This is a genomic window from Streptomyces sp. NPDC093600 (assembly GCF_044764755.1).
Lineage (GTDB): Bacteria > Actinomycetota > Actinomycetes > Streptomycetales > Streptomycetaceae > Streptomyces.
Genome location: NZ_JBIWIU010000023.1, coordinates 1 through 25412, shown reverse-complemented (window position 1 = coordinate 25412; position 25412 = coordinate 1). Strand labels below are relative to the sequence as shown.

The 25412-nt window shown below is 71.9% G+C and carries 21 protein-coding genes; 9 read left to right on the top strand and 12 right to left on the bottom strand.

The genetic code is table 11. The features are described 5' to 3' along the window. Positions 1 to 90 precede the first annotated feature (90 nt). Positions 91 to 1278 (top strand): S8 family peptidase, encoded by a 1188-nt coding sequence (locus ACIRB4_RS31360; protein WP_403296005.1) that lies wholly within the window; start codon positions 91 to 93, stop codon positions 1276 to 1278. Positions 1279 to 1289: 11 nt separating this feature from the next. On the opposite strand, the gene ACIRB4_RS31355 is transcribed toward ACIRB4_RS31360, so the two are convergent. From ACIRB4_RS31355 to iolC, 6 genes are all read right to left on the bottom strand, one after another. After that, complete coding sequence (locus ACIRB4_RS31355) at positions 1290 to 1898, bottom strand: DUF4291 domain-containing protein (RefSeq protein WP_403296004.1); 609 nt, start codon at positions 1896 to 1898, stop codon at positions 1290 to 1292. Between the two features lie 85 nt (positions 1899 to 1983). Then, positions 1984 to 3486, bottom strand: coding sequence for a CoA-acylating methylmalonate-semialdehyde dehydrogenase (mmsA, locus tag ACIRB4_RS31350; RefSeq protein ID WP_403296001.1), 1503 nt, complete (start codon positions 3484 to 3486; stop codon positions 1984 to 1986). A gap of 22 nt (positions 3487 to 3508) precedes the next feature. Further along, positions 3509 to 5365, bottom strand: coding sequence for a 3D-(3,5/4)-trihydroxycyclohexane-1,2-dione acylhydrolase (decyclizing) (gene iolD / locus ACIRB4_RS31345; RefSeq protein WP_403295999.1), 1857 nt, complete (start codon positions 5363 to 5365; stop codon positions 3509 to 3511). Next, on the bottom strand, positions 5362 to 6180 hold the full coding sequence (gene iolB / locus ACIRB4_RS31340; RefSeq protein ID WP_403295996.1) for a 5-deoxy-glucuronate isomerase: 819 nt from the start codon (positions 6178 to 6180) through the stop codon (positions 5362 to 5364). The genes iolD and iolB overlap by 4 nt, the downstream gene beginning before the upstream one ends. Continuing rightward, positions 6177 to 7067 (bottom strand): deoxyribose-phosphate aldolase, encoded by an 891-nt coding sequence (locus tag ACIRB4_RS31335; protein ID WP_403296024.1) that lies wholly within the window; start codon positions 7065 to 7067, stop codon positions 6177 to 6179. The genes iolB and ACIRB4_RS31335 overlap by 4 nt, the downstream gene beginning before the upstream one ends. A 401-nt stretch (positions 7068 to 7468) precedes the next feature. Beyond that, entirely contained in the window at positions 7469 to 8698 is a 1230-nt protein-coding gene (iolC, locus tag ACIRB4_RS31330; protein ID WP_403295993.1) for a 5-dehydro-2-deoxygluconokinase, read from the bottom strand. A gap of 128 nt (positions 8699 to 8826) precedes the next feature. Between iolC and ACIRB4_RS31325 the strand changes: the two genes are divergently transcribed. The 4 genes from ACIRB4_RS31325 (at position 8827) to ACIRB4_RS31310 (ending at position 12981) form a co-directional block, all read left to right on the top strand. Further along, positions 8827 to 9735: a sugar phosphate isomerase/epimerase family protein gene (locus ACIRB4_RS31325; RefSeq protein WP_403295991.1), complete on the top strand. Its 909-nt coding sequence runs from the start codon at positions 8827 to 8829 to the stop codon at positions 9733 to 9735. A 289-nt stretch (positions 9736 to 10024) separates the two neighbouring features. Continuing rightward, a complete protein-coding gene (locus tag ACIRB4_RS31320; RefSeq protein ID WP_403295988.1) occupies positions 10025 to 10222 on the top strand; it encodes a helix-turn-helix transcriptional regulator in 198 nt (65 codons plus the stop codon). A 106-nt stretch (positions 10223 to 10328) separates the two neighbouring features. Continuing rightward, positions 10329 to 10640 carry a heavy-metal-associated domain-containing protein gene (locus ACIRB4_RS31315; RefSeq protein WP_403295986.1) on the top strand — a complete coding sequence of 104 codons (312 nt, stop codon included), beginning with the start codon at positions 10329 to 10331 and terminating at the stop codon, positions 10638 to 10640. Between the two features lie 73 nt (positions 10641 to 10713). Next, positions 10714 to 12981 carry a heavy metal translocating P-type ATPase gene (locus ACIRB4_RS31310; protein ID WP_403295984.1) on the top strand — a complete coding sequence of 756 codons (2268 nt, stop codon included), beginning with the start codon at positions 10714 to 10716 and terminating at the stop codon, positions 12979 to 12981. A gap of 378 nt (positions 12982 to 13359) precedes the next feature. Here the strand turns inward: ACIRB4_RS31310 and ACIRB4_RS31305 are convergent, their stop codons facing one another. Beyond that, positions 13360 to 14649 (bottom strand): citrate synthase, encoded by a 1290-nt coding sequence (locus ACIRB4_RS31305; RefSeq protein ID WP_352190558.1) that lies wholly within the window; start codon positions 14647 to 14649, stop codon positions 13360 to 13362. A 247-nt stretch (positions 14650 to 14896) separates the two neighbouring features. After that, positions 14897 to 17146, bottom strand: a complete 2250-nt coding sequence (locus ACIRB4_RS31300; protein WP_403295981.1) for an ATP-dependent RecD-like DNA helicase — start codon at positions 17144 to 17146, stop codon at positions 14897 to 14899. 28 nt (positions 17147 to 17174) lie between these two features. On the opposite strand from ACIRB4_RS31300, the gene ACIRB4_RS31295 reads away from it, so the two are divergent. Both ACIRB4_RS31295 and ACIRB4_RS31290 read left to right on the top strand, forming a co-directional pair. Beyond that, positions 17175 to 17600 (top strand): DUF4279 domain-containing protein, encoded by a 426-nt coding sequence (locus tag ACIRB4_RS31295; RefSeq protein WP_403295979.1) that lies wholly within the window; start codon positions 17175 to 17177, stop codon positions 17598 to 17600. Then, positions 17597 to 18019: a DUF4279 domain-containing protein gene (locus tag ACIRB4_RS31290; RefSeq protein WP_403295976.1), complete on the top strand. Its 423-nt coding sequence runs from the start codon at positions 17597 to 17599 to the stop codon at positions 18017 to 18019. The genes ACIRB4_RS31295 and ACIRB4_RS31290 overlap by 4 nt, the downstream gene beginning before the upstream one ends. Before the next feature lie 128 nt (positions 18020 to 18147). Here ACIRB4_RS31290 and ACIRB4_RS31285 read toward each other — a convergent pair whose 3' ends face one another. From ACIRB4_RS31285 to ACIRB4_RS31275, 3 genes are read right to left on the bottom strand one after another with little or no spacing between them, the layout of a single operon-like run. After that, a complete protein-coding gene (locus ACIRB4_RS31285; RefSeq protein ID WP_403295973.1) occupies positions 18148 to 18969 on the bottom strand; it encodes a sugar phosphate isomerase/epimerase family protein in 822 nt (273 codons plus the stop codon). Beyond that, the gene (locus ACIRB4_RS31280) at positions 18966 to 20120 is read right to left on the bottom strand and encodes a dihydrodipicolinate synthase family protein (protein WP_403295970.1); all 1155 of its coding nucleotides are present in this window, start codon (positions 20118 to 20120) and stop codon (positions 18966 to 18968) included. The genes ACIRB4_RS31285 and ACIRB4_RS31280 overlap by 4 nt, the downstream gene beginning before the upstream one ends. Then, the gene (locus ACIRB4_RS31275) at positions 20117 to 21268 is read right to left on the bottom strand and encodes a Gfo/Idh/MocA family protein (RefSeq protein WP_403295967.1); all 1152 of its coding nucleotides are present in this window, start codon (positions 21266 to 21268) and stop codon (positions 20117 to 20119) included. The genes ACIRB4_RS31280 and ACIRB4_RS31275 overlap by 4 nt, the downstream gene beginning before the upstream one ends. A 122-nt stretch (positions 21269 to 21390) precedes the next feature. Between ACIRB4_RS31275 and ACIRB4_RS31270 the strand changes: the two genes are divergently transcribed. Then, on the top strand, positions 21391 to 22446 hold the full coding sequence (locus ACIRB4_RS31270; RefSeq protein WP_403295965.1) for a LacI family DNA-binding transcriptional regulator: 1056 nt from the start codon (positions 21391 to 21393) through the stop codon (positions 22444 to 22446). 103 nt (positions 22447 to 22549) lie between these two features. On the opposite strand, the gene ACIRB4_RS31265 is transcribed toward ACIRB4_RS31270, so the two are convergent. Beyond that, positions 22550 to 23287, bottom strand: coding sequence for a hypothetical protein (locus tag ACIRB4_RS31265; protein ID WP_403295962.1), 738 nt, complete (start codon positions 23285 to 23287; stop codon positions 22550 to 22552). Between the two features lie 235 nt (positions 23288 to 23522). On the opposite strand from ACIRB4_RS31265, the gene ACIRB4_RS31260 reads away from it, so the two are divergent. Beyond that, positions 23523 to 25337, top strand: coding sequence for a glycoside hydrolase family 3 protein (locus ACIRB4_RS31260; RefSeq protein ID WP_403295960.1), 1815 nt, complete (start codon positions 23523 to 23525; stop codon positions 25335 to 25337). Positions 25338 to 25412 lie beyond the last annotated feature (75 nt).

Genomic DNA, 25412 nt, shown 5'->3' with positions numbered 1-25412 from the left:
GACACCCCACGCGTCACGCACACCCGTACCCCGTACCGGGCGTGTCGCGCGTGCCCTCATCCCCTGCGAAAGGTCCAGGTGCCCCACCACATGACCTCCATATCCCGCCGCGTCGGAGCGCTCGTCCCCGTCCTCGCGCTCGCCGCCGGCCTCCAGTTCGTCGCCTCACCCACGGCGCAGGGTGCCCCCACCGCCCCGCTCGGCGATCTCCGGCTCGCGCCGGCCTCGGTCGCCGTCGAGAACAGCTGGATCGTCGTCCTCAAGGACGGCTCCACCAAGGCCGCCGATCTGGGCGTCACGCCGCAGCACGAGTACCGCACCGCCCTCAAGGGCTTCTCGGGCACGATGTCGAAGGCCAAGGCCGCGTCCCTGGCCGCCGACCCCCGGGTGGCGTACGTCGAGCAGAACGCGACCGTCCGGATGGCCGACACGCAGAACGGCGCCACCTGGGGTCTGGACCGGGTCGACCAGCGGAACCTGCCGCTGTCGACGACGTACACGTACAACACCAGCGCGTCGAACGTCACCGCGTACATCATCGACACCGGGATCCGCACCTCCCACAGCGAGTTCGGCGGCCGGGCCACGGTCGGTACGGACACCATCGGCGACGGCCAGAACGGCCAGGACTGCCAGGGTCACGGCACCCATGTGGCGGGCACGGTCGGCGGCGCGAAGTACGGCGTTGCCAAGGCCGCGAAGCTGGTGGCGGTACGGGTCCTGAACTGCACCGGGTCCGGCACGACGGCCGGGGTCATCGCGGGCGTGGACTGGGTGACGGCCAACGCGGTCAAGCCGGCGGTCGCCAACATGAGCCTGGGCGGCGGCGCGAACACCTCTCTCGACAACGCGGTGAAGCGCTCCATCGCCTCCGGCGTCAGCTACGCGGTGGCGGCCGGCAACGGCAACATCCTCGGCTGGCCCGCGAACGCGTGCAACTACTCCCCCGCCCGCGTCCCCGAGGCGATCACGGTCGGTGCGACGGACTCCGCCGACAAGCGCGCGTCCTTCTCCAACTACGGCACCTGCCTCGACCTGTTCGCGCCGGGCGTCTCCATCACGTCGGCGTGGAAGGACAACGACACGGCGACGAGCACGATCTCGGGCACCTCGATGGCCAGCCCGCACACGGCGGGCGTCGCGGCGCTCTACCTCGCGAACCACCCGACGGCGACCCCGGCCCAGGTCCGTGACGCTCTGGTGAACAACGCCACGAGCGGCAAGGTGCAGGACCCGAGGACGGGCTCCCCGAACAAGCTGCTGCACTCGATCTTCTAGAACCCGATCTTCTAGGACGCCACCGAGGCGACGAGCCGCCCGAGGAGTTCCGGACCCGCCGGGTACGGACGCTCCTCGGGCAGTTCCGCGCGGGCGGCGTCGAGTTCACCGGCGCGCACGAGGGCGTGGATCCGGTGGGCGAGCGGGGTGACGTCTCGTACGGCGACGGTCCACTCGTCCGCGTAGGCCCGGGACGCCTCGCCCGCGAGGCCGAGCTGCAGCGAGCGGTACGGGAGCGCCGTGAGGCGCAGGTCGCGTTCGGGGTCCCACTGGACCCGGGTCGGTGACTGCCGCAACTCCCGCTTCCAGGCCGCCTGGTCGGCGTGCAACCCTCGGTCGTAGTGCGAAAGGCACGCGTGGCGCAGGGCCCACTCGAAGCCCTCACGCGTGATCTCGACGGCGAGGACCGTCTGCTGGCCCTCCTTGAGGCCCCAGCCGCAGCGGTACATCATCCAGAGGAACGACGGCTTGATCCAGGTCATCCGGTCCCGCTTCCACGCGGCCGGGAACCGCCCGTCCCGCGCGGCGGGCAGGCCGATGGACGGGTCGTACGCCTGATAGACGGTCACCGTCGAGTCGGTGTAGCGGGCGCGGATCTGATACTTCGGTGGAACGGACATGGCCCCCAGGGTGCGCGGTCGCGCACGGTGGGGGCCAGTCGTTTTTCCGGTCGGGGCCGACGGGGTCACTCAACGAGCGGGTACGTCAGTGGTTGCGCGGGAAGCCCAGGTCCACGCCCGACGGGGTCTCGGAGGGGTCCGGCCAGCGGGTGGTGACGACCTTGCCGCGGGTGTAGAACTGCACGCCGTCGTTGCCGTAGACGTGGAGGTCGCCGAAGAGCGAGTCCTTCCAGCCGCCGAAGGAGTGGTAGCCCACCGGCACCGGGATCGGCACGTTCACGCCGACCATGCCCGCCTCGACCTCCAGCTGGAAGCGGCGGGCCGCGCCGCCGTCGCGGGTGAAGATCGCGGTGCCGTTGCCGAACGGGGAGGCGTTGATGAGGGCGACGCCCTCCTCGTACGTGTCGGTGCGCAGCACGCACAGCACCGGGCCGAAGATCTCGTCCTGGTACGCCTTGGCTGTGGTCGGCACCTTGTCCAGGAGCGACAGGCCGATCCAGTGGCCGTCCTCGTACCCCTCGACGGTGTAGCCGGTGCCGTCCAGGACGACCTCGCAGCCCTCGTCCGCCGCGCCCTTCACATAGGAGGCGACCTTGTCGCGGTGGACAGCCGTGATGAGCGGGCCCATCTCGGAGTCCGGGTCGTTCCCCGGGCCGATCTTGATCTTCTCGGCGCGCTCGCGGATCTTCTCCACCAGCTCGTCGGCGATGGCGCCGACCGCGACGACGGCGGAGATCGCCATGCAGCGCTCGCCCGCGGAGCCGTACGCCGCCGACACCGCCGCGTCCGCGGCCGCGTCCAGGTCCGCGTCCGGCAGGACCAGCATGTGGTTCTTCGCCCCGCCGAGCGCCTGGACGCGCTTGCCGGCCGCGGAGGCGGTGCTGTGGATGTACCTGGCGATCGGGGTCGAGCCGACGAACGAGATCGCCGAGACGTCCGGGTGCTCCAGGAGGCGGTCGACGGCGACCTTGTCACCGTGGACGACGTTGAAGACACCGTCCGGCAGACCCGCCTCGGCGAGCAGTTCGGCGATCTTCAGCGACGGGGAGGGGTCCTTCTCGCTCGGCTTGAGGATGAAGGTGTTGCCGCACGCGATGGCGATCGGGAACATCCACATCGGCACCATGGCCGGGAAGTTGAACGGCGTGATGCCGGCCACGACGCCGACCGGCTGCCGGATCGCGGCGACGTCCACCCGGTTCGACACCTGGGTGGACAGCTCGCCCTTGAGCTGGGTGGTGATGCCGCAGGCCAGGTCGACGATCTCCAGACCGCGGGCCACCTCGCCCAGCGCGTCGGAGTGGACCTTGCCGTGCTCGGCGGTGATCAGCTCGGCGATCGCGTCGCGGTTGGCGTCGAGCAGCGCCCGGAACCTGAACAGGATCGTCGTGCGCTGCGCCAGCGAGGCCGTGCCCCACGTCTGGAACGCGGCCTTCGCGGCGGCTACGGCGGCGTCGACCTCGTCGACGGAGGCCAGGGCCACCCGCGTGGTCACGGCACCGGTGGCCGGGTCGGTGACCGGGCCCCAGTTGCCCGACGTGCCCTCGACGGTCTTGCCACCGATCCAGTGGTTGACGGTCTTCGTCATGACGGAATGCTCCTTCTGGCTGTTACAGGTGGCGGCGTCGGGCGGTGACGTGCCGGTCGTACTCCTCCCGGGCCTTGACCGCCGACGCGCGGGTCGCGGTCTCGGCCACGGGCACATCCCACCACGCCTGGGCAGGGGGCGCGCCCGACACTGTGTCTGCCGTTTCGGTCTCGGTGTAGACACATGTGGGAACGGTCGACGCCCGGGCGTCGGCGAGGGCTTCCCGCAGGTCACGTACGGTGCGGGCGCGCAGCACCCGCATGCCTAGGGAGGCGGCGTTGGCGGCCAGGTCGACGGGGAGCGGTGGCCCGGTGAAGGTGCCGTCCGGGGCGCGGTGGCGGTAGGCGGTGCCGTATCCCTCGCCGCCGACGGCCTCGGAGAGCCCTCCGATGGAGGCGTATCCGTGGTTCTGCAGGATGACCACCTTGATGGGCAGTCCTTCCTGCACCGCCGTGACGATCTCGGTGGGATTCATCAGATACGTCCCGTCACCGACGAGCGCCCAGACGGGTCGGCCGGGGGCCGCGAGCGCGACGCCGATCGCCGCCGGGATCTCGTAACCCATGCAGGAGTAGCCGTATTCGACGTGGTACTGGTCCGAGGAACGGGCCCGCCAGAGCTTGTGGAGGTCGCCGGGGAGCGAACCGGCGGCGTTGATCAGGATGTCGTCCCCGGTGACCAGAGTGTCGAGCAGGCCGAGGACCTGTGTCTGGGTGGGGCGGGCGTCCTCGTCCGGGACGGCGTAGGCGGTGTCGGTCCGCCGCTGCCAGTCGTCCTTGGAGAGCGTCCATGAAGGCTCGTCCACGCCGTGTCCGTCGAGTGCCTCGGTCAGCGCGGTGAGGCCCTCGCGGGCGTCGGCGACGAGCGGCTGGGCGCCGAGTTTGTGGGCGTCGAAACCGGCGATGTTGAGGTTCACGAACCGGACGCCCTCGGGGAAGAGGGTGGCGGACGCGGTGGTGAAGTCGGTGTAGCGGGTGCCGACGCCGATGACCAGGTCGCTGGCTGCGGCGAGCGAGTCGGCGGTGGCGGTGCCCGTGTGGCCGATGCCGCCGACGTCGCAGGGATGGTCGTACGGCAGCGCGCCCTTGCCGGCCTGGGTGGAGGCGACGGGGATACGGGCGCGTTCGGCGAAGGTGCGCAGGGCGTCCTCGGCGCCGCTGTGCTTCACCCCGCCGCCCGCGACGATCAGCGGCCTGCGGGCCGCCCTGACGGCCCGTACCGCCGCGTCGAGTTCGGCCCGGTCCGGGCGCGGCCGGCGCACCGTCCAGACGCGCTCGGCGAAGAACTCCTCCGGCCAGTCGTACGCCTCCGCCTGGACGTCCTGCGGCAGCGCGAGCGTCACGGCACCGGTCTCGACCGGGTCGGCGAGGACCCGCGCGGCGGCGAGCGCGGCCGGGATGAGCGCTTCGGGGCGGGTGATGCGGTCGAAGTACTTCGAGACCGGCCGCAGGCAGTCGTTGACGGAGACGTCCCCGGCGTACGGGACTTCGAGCTGCTGGAGCACGGGGTCGGCGGGGCGGGTGGCGAAGGTGTCGCCGGGCAGCAGCAGGACCGGCAGACGGTTGACGGTGGCGAGGGCGGCGCCGGTGACGAGGTTGGTGGCGCCGGGGCCGATGGAGGTGGTGACCGCGTGGGCGGAGAGCCGGTTCGACTGGCGTGCGTAGCCGACGGCCGCGTGCACCATCGCCTGCTCGTTGCGCCCCTGGTGGTACGGCATGAGGTCGGCGTACTCGAGCAGTGCCTGGCCGACGCCGGCGACGTTGCCGTGCCCGAAGATGCCCCAGGTCGCGGAGATCAGCCGCTGCCGCACACCGTCGCGTTCGGTGTACTGGGCGGCGAGGAAGCGCACCAGTGCCTGGGCGACGGTCAGAGTCCTCACGTGTATCCCTCCGTGTGGTCCGGGTGGAAGCAGATCTTCCACTCCCGTTCGGCTCCCGGCCCCGCCATGACGTTGAGGTAGTACATGTCGTGCCCCGGCTGGGCGATCGACGGGCCGTGCCAGCCGTTCGGTACGAGGACGGCGTCACCGCTGCAGACCTCGGCCAGGAGGTCGGCGCCGCCGGGGCGGGAGGGGGAGATCCGCTGGTAGCCGAGCCCTGCACCGCCGATCTCGCCGCCGATCTCGTAGTAGTAGATCTCCTCCAGCTCGGACTCGACGCCGGGGCGGTGCTCGTCGTGTTTGTGGGGCGGATAGGAGGACCAGTTGCCGCCCGGGGTGATCACCTCGACGGCGATCAGCCGGTCGCACGGGAAGACGCCGGCGGCGGCGAAGTTCCGTACCTGCCGTGCCTGGGCGCCGCTGCCGCGCGCCTCGACGGGAACCTCCGGCGCGGGGCCATAGCGAGCGGGGAGTCGTCGCTCGCACTTCGCTCCTGCCAAAGCGAAGCGGCCTCCCGCACCGGAGGCGATCTGGGCTCGGGCGTCACGGGGCACGTACGCGAAGTCGGAGACCCCGCCGAACACGCTGTCACGGCCCTGGAGTTGGAGGGTCTCGCCGGCTACGTGCACCGTACAGCCGCCGGTGAGCGGAAGCACGATCCATTCACTGTCCCCAGTGTCCAGGAGATGGCTCTCGCCGGGGCGCAGTTCGAGAACTCGGAGGGAGCAGTGGTCCCAGCCGGCCCGTTCGGGGTCGATGTGGAGGGCGTAGGGCCCGCGCGAGGCGGTTCCGGCGGGCAGATGCAGGGAGTTCATGGTCGTGTGCCTACCCCTTTCTCCTCGTCCAGCAGACTCGCCGCCGTGTCGACGGCGCCGGCCACGTCGCCGTCCGGCGGATAGAGGAGTGCGCGGCCGACGACGAGGCCTCGGACGGTCGGCAGGCGGAGCGCGGTGCGCCACTTCTCGTACGTGGCCTCCTGCGCGGCCGGGTCGGCACCGGGGTCTCCGCCGAGGAGGACCGCGGGGAGGGTGGTGGCCGCCATGACGCGGGCCATCTCGTCGGGGTGGCCGGTGACCGGGACCTTGAGCCAGGTGTAGGCGGAGGTTCCGCCGAGGCCGGAGGCGATGGCGAGGGAGGTGGTGACGGCCTCGGCGGAGAGGTCGGTGCGGAGGCGGCCGGCGGCGTCGCGGCGGCAGAGGAAGGGTTCGACGAAGACGGGCAGGCGCAGGGCGGCCATCTCGTCGACGGCGCGCGCGGCGGAGTGGAGGGTGGTGAGGGAGCCGGGGTCGTCGGGGTCGATGCGCAGCAGCAGCTTGCCGGCGTCGAAGCCGAGGCGGGCGAGGTCCTGGGGGCGGTGTCCGGTGAAGCGGTCGTCGAGCTCGAAGGCGGCGCCGGCGAGGCCGCCGCGGTTCATGGAGCCGACGGCGAGCCGGTCCTCCAGGGCGCCGAGGAGCAGCAGGTCGTCGAGGATGTCGGCGGAGGCGAGGACGCCGTCGACGCCGGGGCGGGAGAGCGCGAGGCGGAGCCGCCCGAGCAGGTCGGCGCGGTCGGCCATGGCGTACGGCCGGCCGGCGACCCCGAGCGCCCCGCGGGCGGGGTGGTCGGCGGCGACGATCAGGAGCCGGCCACGCCCCGCGAGCAGCGGCCGGGTCCGGCGCCGTGCGGCGGCTTCCGCGACGGCCTCGGGGTGCTGTGCGCGCAGGGCGGCGAGATGGGCGACGTCGACGGGCGGGAGGGGGTGGGGGGTGGCGCTCGGTGGGGCGGGACGCGCGGTGGCGGTGGCGGCCGACGGGGCCGGGCGGGAGGCGGGGGATTCGGCGAGTACGGCGGGTTCGGCAGGTTCGGCAGGTTCGGCAGGTTCGGCAGGTGACCACGGTGCGGGTCGGTCGTCGTGCCCCACCTCCCATGCCGACCGCCCTGCCCTGCTCAAGCGGGGCGCGGCGGCCAGGTGGTAGGGCACGTCCGGCGGATCGGGGGCGGGGGCGGGTCGGTCCGGGGGGCCTGGGGCGGTGGCGCGGGGTTCGTCCGACCGGCCCGAGGACGTGACGGCCCCAGGTTCGTCCGACCGGCCCGGGACGCCGGCCGCGCCCAGGCCGTCGCCGGTCATGGTGCGGGCTCCGGTGCGGTCGGAGGTGCCGGTGGAGCCGGGGGCTCCGGGGGCTCCGGGGGCTCCGGTGGTGCCCCAAGCCCCCGCGGCGCCGGTGAGGCCGCAGGCCCCGGTGGTGCTCCGGGCCCCGGCCGCACCGGCGGTGCTCCGGGCCCCGGCGGCTCCGACCGTACCGGCCGTGCTCCGGCCCCCGGCCCTGCCGGTTCGCCCCCGGCCCCCGGCCGTACCCCTGAGGCCGAACCCTCCCCCTGGGGCCCGTACGCCGGAACCGAGCCCGTGCCCGTCGCCAGGGCCTGGGCGATCTCGGTCTCGTACGGCATCGCGGGGGAACAGGCGAGGCGGCCGGCGACGATCGCGCCGGCCGCGTTGGCGTGGCGGATCACGCGGTCCAGGTCCCAGCCCGCCAGCAGGCCGTGTGCGAGCGCCCCGCCGAACGCGTCGCCCGCGCCGAGGCCGTTGACGACCTCGACCGGCAGCGGTTCCGCCTCCGCGTACTCTCCGTCCGCGCTCATCGCGAGGACCCCCTTGGGGCCCTGCTTGACGACGGCGAGCCGCACCCCCGCGTCGAGCAGGGCGCGGGCGGCGGCGTGGGGCTCGCGCTCCCCGGTGGCGACCTCGCATTCGTCGAGGTTGCCGACGGCGACCGTCGCCGCGCTCAGAGCGGCCCGGTAGAGCGCGGGGGCCTCGGCGGGTTCGGGCCAGAGCGCCGGGCGCCAGTCCAGGTCGAGGACGGTCAGGCCCTCGCGGTCTCGCTCGCGCAGCGCCGCGAGGGTCGCCGTCCGGCTGGGTTCGGCGCTCAACCCCGTGCCGGTCACCCAGAACGCGCGCGCCGAGCGGATCGCCGCGAGGTCCAGCTCGTGCGGGTGGATCTCCAGGTCGGGGGCCTTGGGCTGCCGGTAGAAGTGGATCGGGAAGTGGTCGGGCGGGAAGATCTCGCAGAAGGTCACCGGCGTCGGATAGGCCTCCACCGCCGTCACCCACCGGTCGTCGACGCCGAACGCCCTCAGCTCCTGGTGCAGGTACTCGCCGAACGGGTCGGCGCCCGTCCGGGTGATGAGGGCGGTGCGCCGGCCGAGCCGCGCAGCGGCGACCGCCACGTTCGACGGCGAGCCGCCCAGGAACTTCCCGAAGCTCTCCACCCGGGCCAGCGGCACCCCGACCTGAAGGGGATACAGATCCACCCCGATGCGCCCCATCGTGATCAGGTCGTACGGCTCCGTCCGCATGTACGTCACCTCTCGCCTCGGCCCCGCACCCAGGTCTAGCCGCCCGCCGGGAACCCTGTCAACGCTATGTCCTTACATTCGGACGACCGTCTTGACGCTCCTCCGCGGCCCCGGCCAAGGTGGCTTGCATGACGAAGCCGTCGCCACTGTCCCGTATCCGTATCGGCTCCGCCCCGGACTCCTGGGGCGTCTGGTTCCCCGACGATCCCCGGCAGGTTCCCTGGCAGCGCTTCCTCGACGAGGTGGCCGGCGCCGGTTACGAGTGGATCGAGCTGGGCCCGTACGGCTATCTGCCCACCGACCCCGCGATCCTCGCCGACGAGACGAGCCGCCGCGGTCTGCGGGTCTCCGCCGGGACGGTCTTCACCGGACTGCACCACGGCCCGGCGGTCTGGGAAAGGACGTGGGCGCATGTCGCCGACAACGCGGCCCTCGCGCAGGCCATGGGAGCGGAACACCTCGTCGTCATCCCCTCCTTCTGGCGGGACGACAAGACCGGCGAGGTCCTGGAGGACCGCACCCTCGACGCCGGTCAGTGGCGTCATCTGACGTCCCTGACCGAACGCCTCGGGCAGGAGGTGCGGGAGCGTTACGGACTGCGGATCGTCGTCCATCCGCACGCGGACACGCACATCGACAGCGAGGAGAACGTGGCCCGCTTCCTGGACGCCACCGACCCGGACCTGGTCTCGCTCTGTCTGGACACCGGCCATTACGCCTACTGCGGCGGCGACAGCGTCAAACTGATCGAGACCTACGGCGAGCGCGTCGGCTATCTCCACCTCAAGCAGGTCGACCCGGAGATCCTGGCCGAGGTCGTGGCCGACGGGGTTCCGTTCGGGCCCGCCGTGGCCCGGGGCGTGATGTGCGAACCGCCCTCCGGAGTGCCCGCCCTGGAGCCGGTCCTCGCGGCGGCCCAGGCCCTGGACGTGGATCTCTTCGCCATCGTGGAGCAGGACATGTACCCGTGCGAGCCGGACCGGCCGTATCCGATCGCGGTCCGCACCCGCCGCTTCCTGCGCTCCTGCGGGGCCTAGGGTCCGAACGAGGACCCTAGGGACAAGACGCCCCCTAGGCGATCCGTCCCCGAAACACCTCGGTGGCGCGCCGAAGTGACTATGCGCCACTTGCGTCACATCCGTCCCGCTGTCGTCACACATATCTCCATTACGCGGGTTTTCCGTCACAGCTGGTCGACAGCCGCTCTCCTCCGGTCGAGGGGTGTCGTTCAACGGGCACAGGCTCAGTGATCGCCAGCGCCCGCCACCGCAGCCCCCCGAACGGCACCCCCGCCGCCGCTGCGTGGCGTGCAGGGAGGTGCCACATATGACGGACAGAAGACTCTGGTCGTACAAGGACATCGCCGCACACATCAGGGTGCAGCCGGACACGGTCCGCTCCTACCGGAAGCACGGACTGCTGCCGCCGCCCGACCGAGTGGAGTCGGGCAAGCCCTACTGGTACGCGGAGACCATCCACGCCTGGGTAGCCAACCGTCCGAGCAACCGCAGCCGGCGCGAATGACTCGGGAGAAGCGCGGCGGACACGCAGTGGACTCATACCCCCCAGGGGTATAGGATGTGCGAGTGTACGACCCTGAACCAGCACCACCCTCGAAGAGGAGAACGCCATGACCGCCGAGACGAAGACCGAACTCCCCGAGGTCTCCAGCGGCTGCTGCTCGTCGACCGGCTCGTGTCACGACAGCGCGGCCGAGAGCCCCGCCGACGGTGTCACCACCGTCTACCAGGTCAAGGGCATGACCTGCGGCCACTGCGAGGGCGCGGTCTCCAGCGAGATCTCCGAGATCGCCGGCGTCTCCTCGGTCACGGCCGTGGCCGCGACCGGCCGGGTCACCGTGGTCTCCGAGGCCCCACTCGACGAGGAGGCCGTCCGCGCCGCCGTCGACGAGGCCGGCTACGAACTGGTCGGCCGGGCCTGAGGCCCGCCTCCGGCATACCCGGCAGGGCCGTACCGTTACGACGGTACGGCCCTGCTCCCTTTTGGAACCGCACATGACCTCCAGCTCCGCCCCCACCACCGCCACCGACCCCTCCAGCCGGTCGACCGAGCTGATCATCGGCGGGATGACCTGCGCCTCCTGCGCGGCCCGCGTCGAGAAGAAGCTCAACCGCATGGACGGCGTCACGGCGACCGTCAACTACGCGACGGAGAAGGCGAGGATCGAGCACGCGCCCGAGGTGGAGGTCGCCGAGCTGATCGCGACGGTCGTCAGGACCGGCTACACCGCCGAGGAGCCCCCGCCGCCGGAGCCCGCCCCGGAGCCGACATCCGAAGCGGAGCCGAAGCCGGGGCGGGAGCGGGACGCGGAGCTCGACGCGCTGCGCACGCGCCTGACCGTCTCGGCGGTCCTCTCCGCCCCCGTCGTCCTGCTCGCGATGGTCCCGGCCCTCCAGTTCGACAACTGGCAGTGGCTCTCGCTCACCCTCGCCGCGCCGGTCGTCGTCTGGGGCGGGCTCCCCTTCCACCGGGCCGCCTGGGCCAACCTCCGGCACGGCGCCGCCACCATGGACACGCTCGTCTCGGTCGGCACGCTCGCCGCCTTCGGCTGGTCGCTCTGGGCGCTGTTCTTCGGCCACGCGGGCATGCCCGGCATGCGTCACACCTTCGACCTCACCGTCGGGCGCGCGGGCGGCGCCGCCACCATCTATCTGGAGGTCGCGGCCGGGGTCGTCACGTTCCTCCTCCTCGGCCGCTATCTGGAGGCCCGGGCCAAGCGGAGCGCCGGCTCGGCGCTGCGCGCGCTGATGGAGCTGGGCGCCAAGGACGTGGCCGTCCTGCGGGGCGGTACGGAGGTACGCGTGCCGGTGGCCGCCCTGCACGTCGGCGACCTCTTCGTCGTGCGGCCCGGGGAGAAGATCGCCACCGACGGGAACGTCACCGAGGGGCGCTCCGCCGTCGACGCCTCCCTGCTGACCGGTGAGTCCCTCCCGGTCGACGTGGCGGCCGGTGACCCGGTGACGGGCGGCTGCCTCAACACCACCGGCCGGCTGGTCGTGCAGGCTACCCGCGTCGGCGCGGACACCCAGCTGGCCCGGATGGCGAAGCTGGTCGAGGAGGCGCAGAACGGCAAAGCCCAGGTCCAGCGGCTCGCCGACCGGATCTCGGCGGTCTTCGTGCCCGTGGTGCTGCTCCTCGCGCTCGGCACCCTGGCCGCCTGGCTGCTGGTGACCGGGGACAGCACCGCCGCGTTCACGGCCGCCGTCGCCGTCCTGATCATCGCCTGCCCGTGCGCCCTGGGCCTGGCCACCCCGACCGCCCTCATGGTCGGCACCGGCCGCGGCGCGCAGCTCGGCATCCTGATCAAGGGCCCGGAGGTGCTGGAGTCCACCCGGCGCGTCGACACCGTCGTCCTCGACAAGACCGGCACGGTCACCACCGGCCGGATGGCGCTGCGGAAGGTGTACGGCTACGAGGGTGAGGACGAGGCCGAGCTGCTGCGGCTCGCGGGCGCCCTGGAGCACTCCTCCGAGCACCCGGTCGCCCGGGCGGTCGCGGCCGGCGCCGCCGAGCGGCTGGGGCTGCCGGTGGGCGAGCTGCCCGTGCCCACGTCGTTCGAGAACGTGCCCGGCCTCGGCGTGCGCGGGCGCGTCGACGGACACGAGGTCCTGGCCGGCCGCGCGGCTCTCCTGGAGGGAGCGGGGATCGAGGTGCCCGGGCGGTCGGAGCCGGGGGCCGTGCATGTCGCCTGGGACGGGCGGGCCCGCGGCTACCTGACGGTCGCCGACGCGGTCAAGGAGACCAGCGCCGATGCGGTGGCCCGGCTGCGCGCCCTCGGTCTGGCGCCGGTCCTGCTGACCGGGGACGACCGGTCGGTCGCCGAGACGGTGGCGGCCGAGGTGGGCATCCCGGCGGACCGGGTCTTCGCCGAGGTGCTGCCGCAGGACAAGGTCGACGTGATCCGGCGGCTCCAGGCCGAGGGTCGTACGGTCGCCATGGTCGGCGACGGCGTGAACGACGCGGCCGCGCTCGCCACCGCCGACCTGGGCCTGGCCCTGGGGACGGGTACGGACGCGGCCATCGAGGCCGGTGACCTCACTCTCGTACGCGGAGACCTGCGGGTCGCGGCGGACGCGATCCGCCTCTCCCGCCGCACCCTGGCGACGATCAAGGGCAACCTCGGGTGGGCCTTCGGCTACAACGTCGCCGCCCTGCCGCTGGCCGCCGCCGGACTGCTCAACCCCATGATCGCGGGCCTGGCGATGGCGTTCTCGTCCGTTTTCGTCGTGACGAACAGCCTGCGACTGCGGCGGTTCACGTGAATTCACCTACACGTGACGCACAGGACCTTCACAAAGAGACCTAGATCACAGATATTGAGGGGTAACCATTCGGGCTGTTCGCGAGTCTAAGTGGGCGATGCCAAGAACGTCTTGGGGGACGTTCATGGGACGTCTTGGGGGATGTCCCAGGCAAGCGTTGGCCGGGGCACGTGCACGGGGAGCTTTGAGCGGCCCTCCCGTACGTACCCCGGCAGACCGCGCCGACCCGCGTAGCTTCTGCTGAACCCGGCAGACGCCCGGCCCGGATCCCGTGGGGGGAATCCGCACCGGGGATATGGGAAGCGCCCCGCTCACCGACCCGTGGGGGGATCGGTGGCGGGGCGCTTCTCGTGACGCACCTCGTGACGAGGTCAGGCGTCAGCGGCCCTCGACCGGGACGAAGTCGCGCAGGACCTCGCCGGTGTAGATCTGGCGCGGGCGGCCGATGCGGGAGCCCGGCTCCTTGATCATCTCGTGCCACTGGGCGATCCAGCCCGGGAGACGGCCGAGCGCGAAGAGCACGGTGAACATCTCGGTCGGGAAGCCCATCGCGCGGTAGATCAGACCCGTGTAGAAGTCCACGTTGGGGTAGAGGTTGCGCGAGACGAAGTAGTCGTCGGAGAGCGCGTGCTCCTCCAGCTTGAGCGCGATGTCCAGCAGCTCGTCGGACTTGCCGAGGGCCGAGAGGACGTCGTGCGCCGCCGCCTTGATGATCTTGGCGCGCGGGTCGAAGGACTTGTACACCCGGTGGCCGAAGCCCATCAGGCGGACGCCGTCCTCCTTGTTCTTCACCTTGTTGATGAAGGAGTCGACATCGCCGCCGTTGGCCTGGATGCCCTCGAGCATCTCCAGGACCGACTGGTTGGCGCCACCGTGCAGGGGGCCCCAGAGGGCGGAGATGCCGGCGGAGATCGACGCGAACATGTTCGCCTGGCTCGAACCCACCAGACGGACGGTGGAGGTCGAGCAGTTCTGCTCGTGGTCCGCGTGCAGGATCAGCAGCTTGTCGAGCGCGGAGACCACGACCGGGTCCAGCTCGTACTCCTGCGCCGGGACCGAGAAGGTCATGCGCAGGAAGTTCTCGACGTACCCGAGGTCGTTGCGCGGGTAGACGAAGGGGTGGCCGATCGACTTCTTGTACGCGTACGCCGCGATGGTCGGCAGCTTGGCGAGCAGCCGGATCGTGGAGAGGTGGCGCTGCTTCTCGTCGAACGGGTTGTGGCTGTCCTGGTAGAACGTGGACAGCGCCGAGACCACCGAGGACAGCATCGCCATCGGGTGGGCGTCGCGCGGGAAGCCGTCGAAGAAGCGCTTGACGTCCTCGTGCAGCAGCGTGTGCTGCGTGATCTCGTTCTTGAAGGTCGCGAGCTCGTCGACCTTGGGCAGCTCACCGTTGATCAGCAGGTACGCCACCTCGAGGAAGGTGGAGCGCTCGGCCAGCTGCTCGATGGGGTAGCCGCGGTACCGCAGAATGCCCTGCTCACCATCGAGGTAGGTGATCGCGGATTTATAGGCGGCGGTGTTGCCGTATCCGCTGTCCAGGGTCACCAGACCGGTCTGGGCTCGGAGCTTCCCGATGTCGAAGCCCTTGTCGCCGACGGTGCTTTCGACCACCGGGTAGGTGTATTCACCGTCCGCGTACCGCAGTACTACAGAGTTGTCGCTCACGTCATCCCTCACCGACGTAGTGCCTCTTCTTCGAGGTGCCCTGACTGTCTCTACCATCCCCCATTTGGCTCAGGAGAGTGCACTCGGGGTCGACCATTGGGCCATTTGGCGGCACTCAGTGCCGCCAACCTGCTCATCTTGCCCCCTTCGCCCCGCTTCCGGTAGTCGGGGGTGCCCTTTCACACGACCGGGGGCCCGGGAACGCCCCTTCGCGTCACCGGCCGGATCACCGGTCGCGTCGGTCGCGTCACCGGGTGGCGAAGCCGCCGCCGGCGAGCCGATGGGCCAGCGCCGTACAGCGCCGGCCCGCGGAAACCGTACGGACGGCCTGGCCGATCGCCTTCCGGGAGCCGACCAGCACCACCAGCTTCTTGGCGCGGGTGACGGCGGTGTAGAGCAGATTCCGCTGGAGCATCATCCAGGCGCTGGTGGTGACCGGGATCACGACCGCCGGGTACTCGCTGCCCTGCGAACGGTGGATGGTGACGGCGTAGGCGTGGGCCAGTTCGTCCAGCTCGTCGAAGTCGTACGGCACCTCCTCGTCCTCGTCCGTACGCACGGTCAGCCGCTGCTCGACGGTGTCGAGCGAGGTCACGACGCCGACCGTGCCGTTGAAGACGCCGTTGGCGCCCTTCTCGTAGTTGTTGCGGATCTGGGTGACCTTGTCGCCGACACGGAAGACACGGCCGCCGAACCGCCTCTCGGGGAGGTCCGGGCGGGCCGGGGTGATGGCCTGCTGGAGGAGTCCGTTGAGGGCGCCGGCGCCTGCCGGGCCCCGGTGCATCGGGGCGAGAACCTGCACGTCACGGCGGGGGTCGAGGCCGAACTTGGCCGGAATTCGCCGTGCCGCGACCTCGACGGCGACCCGCGCCGCGTCCTCCGTCTCGTCCTCCGCGAAGAGGAAGAAGTCCGGCAGGCCGTTGGTGACGGGCGGCAGGCCGGCGTTGATCCGGTGGGCGTTGGTGACCACGCCGGACTGCTGGGCCTGCCGGAAGATCCGGGTCAGCCGGACCGCCGGGACCGGGCTGTCCGGGGCCAACAGATCGCCGAGGACCTCACCCGCGCCCACCGAGGGCAGCTGGTCGACGTCCCCGACCAGGAGCAGATGGGCACCGGGTGCCACGGCCTTCACCAGCTTGTTGGCGAGCAGCAGATCGAGCATGGACGCCTCGTCCACCACGACCAGGTCGGCGTCCAGGGGGCGGTCGCGGTCGAAGGCCGCGTCGCCGCCCGGCTTCAGCTCCAGGAGCCGGTGCACGGTGGACGCCTCGGCGCCGGTCAGCTCGGCCAGGCGCTTCGCGGCCCGGCCGGTGGGCGCCGCCAGGACCACCTTCGCCCGCTTCGCCCGGGCCAGCTCCACGATCGACCGGACGGTGAACGACTTGCCGCACCCCGGCCCGCCCGTGAGGACGGCGACCTTGCGGGTCAGCGCGAGCCGTACCGCCTCCTCCTGCTCGGGCGCGAGCGAGGCGCCCGTGCGGTCGGCCAGCCAGGCCAGGGCCTTGTCCCAGGCCACGTCCTGGAAGGCCGGCATCCGGTCCTCGTCCGTGCGCAGGAGGCGGGTGATCTGGGCGGCCAGAGAGAGCTCGGCGCGGTGGAACGGGACCAGATACACGGCCGTCACCGGCCGGCCCTCCGGGCCGGGCACCGGCTCGCGCACCACCCCCTCGGGGTCCTCCGCGAGCGCGGCGAGGCACTCGATGACCAGCCCGGTGTCGACCTGGAGCAGCTTCACGGCGTCGGCGATCAGCTGCTCCTCGGGCAGGAAGCAGTGCCCCTGGTCCGTCGACTGCGACAGGGCGTACTGCAGGCCGGCCTTGACCCGGTCCGGGCTGTCGTGCGGGATGCCGACGGACTGGGCGATCTTGTCGGCGGTCAGAAAGCCGATGCCCCAGACGTCGGCGGCCAGGCGGTAGGGCTGGTTCCGCACGACGGAGATGGAGGCGTCCCCGTACTTCTTGTAGATCCGCACGGCGATGGAGGTGGAGACCCCGACGCCCTGGAGGAAGACCATCACCTCCTTGATCGCCTTCTGCTCCTCCCAGGCCGCGCCGATCAGCTTCGTCCGCTTGGGGCCCAGTCCGGGCACCTCGATGAGCCGCTTCGGCTCCCGCTCGATGACGTCGAGGGTGTCGGTGCCGAAGTGCTCGACGATCCGTTCGGCGATCCTCGGCCCGATGCCCTTGATGAGACCGGAGCCGAGATAGCGGCGTATGCCCTGGATGGTCGCGGGCAGGACGGTCGTGTAGTTCTCGACCGTGAACTGCTTGCCGTACTGCGGATGGGAGCCCCAACGGCCTTCCATCCGCAGCGACTCGCCCGGCTGCGCACCGAGCAGCGAGCCGACCACCGTGAGGAGATCCCCGGCGCCCCGTCCGGTGTCGACCCGGGCGACGGTGTAGCCGTTCTCCTCGTTGGCATAGGTGATCCGCTCGAGAACGCCTTCGACGACCGCCTGGCGCGGCGCCGGCACCTCTGCCTGACCCTGGTTGGACATGTACCGAAGGTAGCGAAGGGGTCGGACAGTGAATGCGGATGCGGATCACCAGCGAGGAGGCACGTGGGCGCTGCCCGATGTGTCTCTCGTCGTCAGGGGGCCCGAGCTCGACCCGGACGAAGTGACCAGGAAGCTCACCCTGCAGCCGACCGGAACCCGCCCACCCGGTCCCAGCCGGTGGGGACGGCCGGGAGACGTCGACGGGGAATGGCGACTCCAATGCGACGAGCGCTCCACAAGGGTGTTCTCGGAACAGCTCGACACCGTCCTGACGGCGGTCGAACCGCACTCCGGCGCGGTGAGTGAACTCCTGGCAAGCGGCCTTTCCGTCACACTCACCATCAGGGGATACGTGGGCGACGACTCGCGGATCGCCCTCACCGCCGAGCAGTTGCGCCGAGTGGCCCGCCTGGGCGTTCCCCTGACCCTCGCCCCCAGCACGAGCGAACGGTGACCGCCGTGTGGACCTCGATCACCACCTCCCTGGCCCTCACCGGGGGCGGTGTGGACCCCTCGGCCGTCGACCGCTCCCTCGGCCTCGCCCAGCTCGCGGAGCAGCAGACCGGCGCGTCGATCCGTCACGGGCCGGGCTGGTGGGCCTACACCCTCGACGAGCACTTCTCCGCCGATCTGGGCGAGCAGGTCGCGGCGCTGACCGCTCAGGTCGGTCCGCGCCTCGACGAGCTCAGGGAGCTGTCCGCCGCCGGCTGCTTCGCCCAGGTGTCGATCGCGGGCACGGTGCGGGCGGACGAGCGGCTGACGCTCTCGCCCGAGTCCGCCGACCGGCTCGCCGCACTCGGGCTGCCGGTCTCCTTCACGACACGCCTGGAGGGCGACACCGCTTCGGAGGACCCGCTGGACTGGCTCGACTGAGACACCACCGGCCCGGCGGCTCAGCCGAGCGGACCCGTGGCGGCTCAGCCCAGCGGGCCGGTGGGCTCAAGCAGAACCGTGGTGGCTCAGCCGAGCGGGCCGGTCGGCTCAAACAGACCCGTGGTGGCTCAGCCCAGCGGACCGGTGTGGTCCGAGAACCTCCTCGCCGTCTCCTCCAGGACCTCCACCCCGTCCCGCGCCCACAGCTCGTCGTTGAAGAGCTCCACCTCGATCGGGCCCGTGTAACCGGCCGCCTCGACGCGGTCGCACCAGGCCCGCAGGTCGATCACGCCGTCGCCCAACTGGCCCCGGCCGGTGAGGACTCCGGCCGGGAGGGGGGTGGTCCAGTCGGCCAGCTGGAAGGTGTGGATACGGCCCGAGGCGCCCGCCCGGGTCCCCGCCGCCGGGGCCCGGTCGTCCCACCAGATGTGGTACGTGTCGACCGCCACGCCGACCTGCTCCGCCGGGAAGCGTTCGGCGATCTCCAGCGCCTGGTCGAGGGTCGAGATCGCGCAGCGGTCCGCCGCGTACATCGGGTGGAGCGGTTCGATGGCGAGGCGGACGCCCCGTTCGCCCGCGTACGGGGCGAGTTCGGCGATCGCGTCGGTGATCCGGGCCCGGGCGCCCGGCAGGTCGCGGCTGCCCGGGGGCAGACCGCCGGAGACCAGGACCAGGGTGTCGGTGCCCAGGGCGGCCGCCTCGTCGATAGCCGCCCGGTTGTCGTCCAGCGATTCGGCGGTCGTGAAGAAGCCGCCCCGGCACAGGGTGGTGACCGTCAGGCCCGCGTCGCGTACGAGCTTGGCCGTGGCCTCGACCCCGTACTCCTGGACCGGTTCGCGCCACAGGCCGACGCCCGGGATGCCGAGCCGTACGCACTGCTCCACCAGCTCCGGCAGCGAGAGCTGCTTCACCGTCATCTGGTTGACGCTGAAGCGGGAAAGAGGGTTCATCGCTCGACTCCGTACACCGTGAGCAGGGACCGCATCCGGGACTCCGCGAGTTCCGGGTCCGGGAACAGTCCCAGCCCGTCGGCCAGTTCGTACGCACGGGCCAGGTGCGGGAGGGAGCGGGCGGACTGCAGGCCGCCGACCATCGTGAAGTGCTCCTGGTGGCCGGCCAGCCAGGCGAGGAACACCACACCCGTCTTGTAGAAGCGGGTCGGGGCCTGGAAGAGGTGCCGGGACAGCTCGACCGTCGGGTCCAGGAGCTCCCGGAAGCCCTTCACGTCACCGGTGTCCAGGACGCGCACCGCCCGCGCCGCGAGCGGCCCCAGCGGGTCGAAGATGCCGAGCAGGGCGTGGCTGAACCCCTGGTCGTCACCGGCGATCAGCTCGGGGTAGTGGAAGTCGTCGCCCGTGTAGCAGCGGACGCCCTGCGGGAGGCGGCGGCGCAGGTCGATCTCGCGCTGGGCGTCGAGGAGGGAGACCTTGATGCCGTCGACCTTGTCCGGGTGGGCCGCGATCACCTCCAGGAAGGTGTCGGTCGCGGTGTCGAGGTCGGCCGAGCCCCAGTAGCCGTCGAGCGCCGGATCGAACATCGGCCCCAGCCAGTGCAGGATCACCGGCTCCGACGCCTGGCGCAGCAGATGCGCGTACGTGTCCAGGTAGTCGTCCGGGGACGCGGCGGCGGCCGCCAGGGCGCGCGAGGCCATGAGGATGGCCTGGGAGCCGGTCTCCTCGACGAGGGCGAGCTGCTCTTCGTACGCCTCGCGGACCGCCGCGAGGCCGGCCGGGCCGGTGAGCTGGTCCGTGCCGACGCCGCAGGCGATCCGGCCGCCGACCGCCTTGGCCTCGGCGGCCGAGCGGCGGATCAGCTCGGCGGCCCCGGCCCAGTCCAGGCCCATACCGCGCTGGGCGGTGTCCATCGCCTCGGCGACGCCGAGGCCCTGGGCCCACAGGTGGCGGCGGAAGGCGAGGGTGGCGTCCCAGTCGACGGCGGCGGGCGAGTCGGGGGTGGTGTCGGCGTGGGGGTCGGCGACGACATGGGCGGCGGAGAAGACGGTGCGGGAGGTCAGCGGCCCGGCCCCGGCGGGGTCCGGCGCCTGCGCGGGGCGCGGGGTGTACTCCCGTACCCCTCCCTCCGGTTGCGGCAGGCGGATCACAGCGTGATCTCCGGGACCTCCAGGCGGCGGCCCTCGGCGGCCGACCGCAGGCCCAGCTCGGCGAGCTGCACTCCGCGCGCGCCCGCCAGCAGGTCCCACTGGTACGGCTCACCCAGGACGACATGGCGCAGGAACAGCTCCCACTGCGCCTTGAAGCCGTTGTCGAACTCGGCGTTGTCCGGCACCTCCTGCCACTGGTCCCGGAAGGGTTCGGTGACGGGGATGTCCGGGTTCCAGACCGGCTTGGGGGTGGCCGAGCGGTGCTGGACGCGGCAGCCGCGCAGCCCGGCGACGGCCGAGCCGTGGGTCCCGTCGACCTGGAACTCGACCAGTTCGTCGCGGTGGACGCGGACCGCCCAGGAGGAGTTGATCTGGGCGACCGCCCCGCCCTCCAGCTGGAAGATGCCGTACGCGGCGTCGTCGGCGGTCGCCTCGTACGGCTTGCCCCGCTCGTCCCAGCGCTGCGGGATGTGCGTGGCGACGTGCGCGGTGACGCTGGTGACCCGGCCGAACAGCTCGTGCAGGACGTACTCCCAGTGCGGGAACATGTCGACGACGATGCCGCCGCCGTCCTGCGCGCGGTAGTTCCAGCTGGGGCGCTGGGCCTCCTGCCAGTCGCCCTCGAAGACCCAGTAGCCGAACTCGCCCCGTACGGAGAGGATCTCGCCGAAGAACCCGCCGTCGATGAGCCGCTTCAGCTTCAGCAGGCCGGGGAGGAAGATCTTGTCCTGGACGACGCCGTGCCGCACTCCGGCGTCGCGCGCGAGACGGGCGAGTTCCAGGGCGCCTTCGACGTCCGTCGCGGTCGGCTTCTCGGTGTAGATGTGCTTTCCGGCGGCGATCGCCTTCTTGATCGCCTCGACGCGGGCCGAGGTGACCTGGGCGTCGAAGTAGAGGTCGACGGAGTCGTCGGCGAGGACGGCGTCGAGGTCGGTCGACCACTCGGTGAGGCCATGGCGCTCGGCGAGGGCGCGCAGCGCGTGCTCGCGGCGGCCGACGAGCACGGGCTCCGGCCAGAGGGTCTCGCCGTTGCCGAGGTCGAGCCCGCCCTGCTCGCGCAGGGCGAGGATCGAGCGGACGAGGTGCTGGCGGTAGCCCATGCGCCCGGTGACGCCGTTCATGGCGATCCGGACCGTCCTGCGTGTCACGAAGTTTCCCCTCCACACCAGAATGGACAGCGCGATAGAAAGCGCTTTCTACATGAGATGACGCTAGCCTGCCGACAACACGCCGGACAAGGGGTCGGCCCCCGTCACCTCGGAGGTACGCGATGACCGTCACGCTCGCGGATGTGGCCGCGCGGGCCCAGGTGTCCCCCGCGACCGTCTCCCGCGTCCTGAACGGCAACTACCCGGTCGCCGCCTCGACCCGGGAGCGGGTGCTGCGGGCGGTCGACGAGCTGGACTACGTCCTGAACGGGCCCGCGAGTTCGCTCGCCGCCGCCACCTCCGACCTGGTCGGCATCCTGGTCAACGACATCGCCGACCCGTTCTTCGGGATCATGGCGGGCGCGGCACAGAGCGCGATCGGGGAGGGCGCGTCGGGCCGGGCCGGTGGCGAGAAACTGGCCGTCGTCTGCAACACCGGCGGCTCCCCCGAGCGCGAGCTCACCTATCTGACCCTGCTCCAGCGCCAGCGGGCCGCGGCGGTCATCCTGACCGGCGGATCGCTGGAGCTGCCCGAGCACATGGCGGCGGTGGCGGCCAAGCTGACGAAGCTGGCGGACGCGGGAACCCGGGTCGTGCTGTGCGGCCGGCCGCCGGTGGCGGGGGACGCGAGCGCGGCCGCGCTCACCTTCGGCAACCGGGCGGGGGCGAGACGGCTGACGGAGCACCTGCTGGGGCTCGGCCACCGGCGGATCGGTTACGTGGCGGGGCCGGCGGACCGGACGACGACCCGGGAACGCCTTGAGGGGCACCGGGAGGCGATGGCCGGGGCGGGGCTGGCCGAGGGCGCGGAGGTGCTGACGGTCCACGGGTCGTACGACCGGCGTTCCGGTTACGACGCGACGCTCGAACTCCTGCGCAGGGAGCCGTCGTTGACGGCGGTCGTCGCGGCGAACGACACGGTGGCGCTGGGCGCGTGCGCAGCGCTGCGGGACCGGGGCCTGAGCATCCCGGGCGACGTCTCCGTGGCGGGCTTCGACGACCTGCCCTTCTCGCTGGACGCGGTGCCCGCGCTGACGACCGTACGGCTGCCGCTGCACGAGGCGGGAGCGCGGGCGGGGCGGCTCGCGATGGGCACGGAGGCGGCACCGCCGGGGGGGATCGCGACGATCGCGGGCGAGCTGATGGTCCGCGACTCGACGGCGCCGCCCCGGGGGTGACGTGGCGCCCGGGCGGGGGAGCTTGTCGCGGGCGGCGCCGCCAACGACGGAGCCTCCGGGCTGAGGGCTCCGTCGCGGGCGGCCCGGCGCGGTCGGGGTAGAGCTAGAGGCGCTTGACGCAGGAGCCCGGATTGGGCGCGTCGACGAGGTACTCGGCGCGCAGCAGGTAGTCGCCCGGGCCGCACGACGCCGCTTCCGCCACCCGGTACTCGGCCGACGGGGAGCCGCACCCCACCTTCTCCAGCCGCTGGTCGGGCCACTCCGCCGTGTTGCGTACGCAGTCGCCCACGGACAGCGGGACCGGCTCGTCGCCGTCCCCGACGACCAGGCCGACGATCACGAGCGCCGGAATCGCCAGCAGGAGCAACGCGATCGGGGTGAGGATCAGCATCGCCGGCCCGCGGAAGAGAACCCGCTTGCCCGGGTGGAGCGGCTGCCGGGAGGCTCCGTACGGTTCGGGCAGCCGGCGCAGCGCGCCCCGGGCGCCGAGGTTGCCGAGGACGATGAAGGGCGTGACGAAGACGGAGAGGATTCCCCACCAGCCGGTCACGAGCGTGTCGGAGGTCATCTGCCGGTAGACGGAGAGACCGCACGTACGGCAGAAGACGCCCCGCCGCGTGACCGTACGCATGATGACGACCATGCCCTGATGGGAGCGGACGGTCACGGCGGTCGCCGGCTGCGCGCCGCAGACCTCGCAGACGTGCCCGTGCGGGCCGGACGGGCCGGGGAACTGTCCGGGGAATCCGTACGGTTGCGGATACGGCCGCGCCTGGGGGTACGGCTGCGCGTACCCCTGGGCGGAAGGGTGCGGTTGCTGTCCCGGAGGCGGAAACGTCATGGTGCGGGGTCCCCGTTCGTCGTCGGAACCAGCACCCTAACCGCACTTTCGCCATGCTCACGTCCAAGCCCTCCTGGGCCGCCCGAGCGCCCTCCGCAGCCGCCCGACCCCACTCCGCCGCGAACGGGGAGCGCGACGCGGATCCTGCGCAGGTGCTTGACCTGGCAGTTACTTTCGGGCTATCCGTGACTCCTTGGAAGTTTCCTTCAATCTCGCACGGCCGGAAGGAGCATCAGTGCACCACCGCGCCACCTCCAGACGCACCCTCCTCACCGTCACCGCCGCCGCCGCGGCCGCCGCCGTCACCGGAGCCGCAGCACCGCTCGCGCACGCGGGAACCGACGACCGAGGCCTTCGCCGGCTCATCTCCCGCATGTCGCTGGAGGAGAAGGTCGGCCAGCTCTTCGTCATGCGGGTCTACGGCCACTCCGCCACCGCACCCCACCAGGCCGACATCGACGCCAACCTCAGGGAGATCGGCGTCCGTACCGCCGCCGAGCTCGTGGAGCGGTACCACGTCGGCGGGATCATCTACTTCACCTGGGCCCACAACACCCGCGACCCGCACCAGATCGCCGATCTCTCCAACGGCATCCAGAAGGCCGGTCTGGCCCAGCCCACGCCCCTCCCCCTGCTCATCTCCACCGACCAGGAGCACGGCATCGTCTGCCGGGTCGGCGCGCCCGCCACCCTCCTTCCCGGCGCGATGGCGCTCGGCGCCGGAGGGTCCCGCTCCGACGCCCGCAAGGCCGCCCAGATCGCGGGCGCCGAACTGGCCGCCGTCGGCATCCGGCAGAACTACGCCCCGGACGCCGACGTCAACGTCAACCCCGCCAATCCCGTCATCGGCGTGCGCTCCTTCGGCTCCGACCCCGAGGCCGTCGCCGCTCTGGTCGCCGCCCAGGTCAAGGGCTACCAGCGGGCCGGGGTGGCGGCGACCGCCAAGCACTTCCCGGGCCACGGGGACACCGCCGTCGACAGCCACTACGGCCTGCCGACCATCACCCACACCCTTGAGGAGTGGGCGGAGCTGGACGCGCCGCCGTTCCGCTCGGCGATCGCCGCCGGGATCGACTCGATCATGACCGCGCACATCGTGGTGCCCGCGCTCGATCCGAGCGAGGACCCGGCGACCCTCTCCCGTCCCATCCTGACCGGCATCCTGCGCGAGAAGCTGGGGTACGACGGCGTGGTGGTGACGGACTCGCTCGGCATGGAGGGGGTCCGGACGAAGTACGGCGACGAGCGCGTGCCCGTCCTCGCGCTCAAGGCCGGTGTCGACCAGCTGCTCAACCCGCCGAAGCTGGACCTCGCCTGGAACGCCGTTCTGCGGGCGGTGAAGAGCGGTGAGCTGACCGAGGACCGGCTCGACGAATCGATCCTGCGGATTCTGCGGCTCAAGGCGAAGCTGGGCCTCTTCAAGGATCCGTACGTCACTCACGCGGGGGTGGACCGGACGGTCGGCACGCCCGCCCATCGGGCCCACGCGGACCGGATCGCCGAGGAGACCACCACCCTCCTCCTCAACGAGGGCGGATTCCTGCCGATCGACCGGCGCACGCACGGCGAGGTGCTGGTCGTCGGCGCCGACCCGGCCTCACCGTCCGGCACCACCGGGCCGCCGACCACCACCCTCGCCCGGGCGTTCACCGAACTCGGCTTCACGGCGCGGGCGTTGTCGACCGGCATCACACCGACCGCGGCGAAGATCGACGAGGCGGTGGCGGCGGCGGCCGGCAAGGACGTGGTCGTCGTCGGCACGTACAACGTCGGCGCGACCAGCCCGCAGCGCACGCTGGTCTCCCGGCTCGCGGCGACGGGCGTCCCCGTCGTGACGGTCGCGATCCGCAACCCGTACGACATCGCCCGGCTGACCGGGCAGCGGGCCGCCCTCGCCTCGTACTCCTGGACCGATGTCGAACTGCGGGCCGCCGTCCGGGTCATCGCGGGCGAGGCGCGGCCCCAGGGCCGGCTACCCGTCGCCATACAGCGGGCGGACGATCCGGCGAAGGTGCTGTACCCCGTCGGCCACGGCCTGACGTACACCTGACGGAGCACACCTGAGGAGTATGCCTGACGGAGCTGACGGAGTACGCCGGTGGGCCGCGCCCGGGGGGAGAGCCCC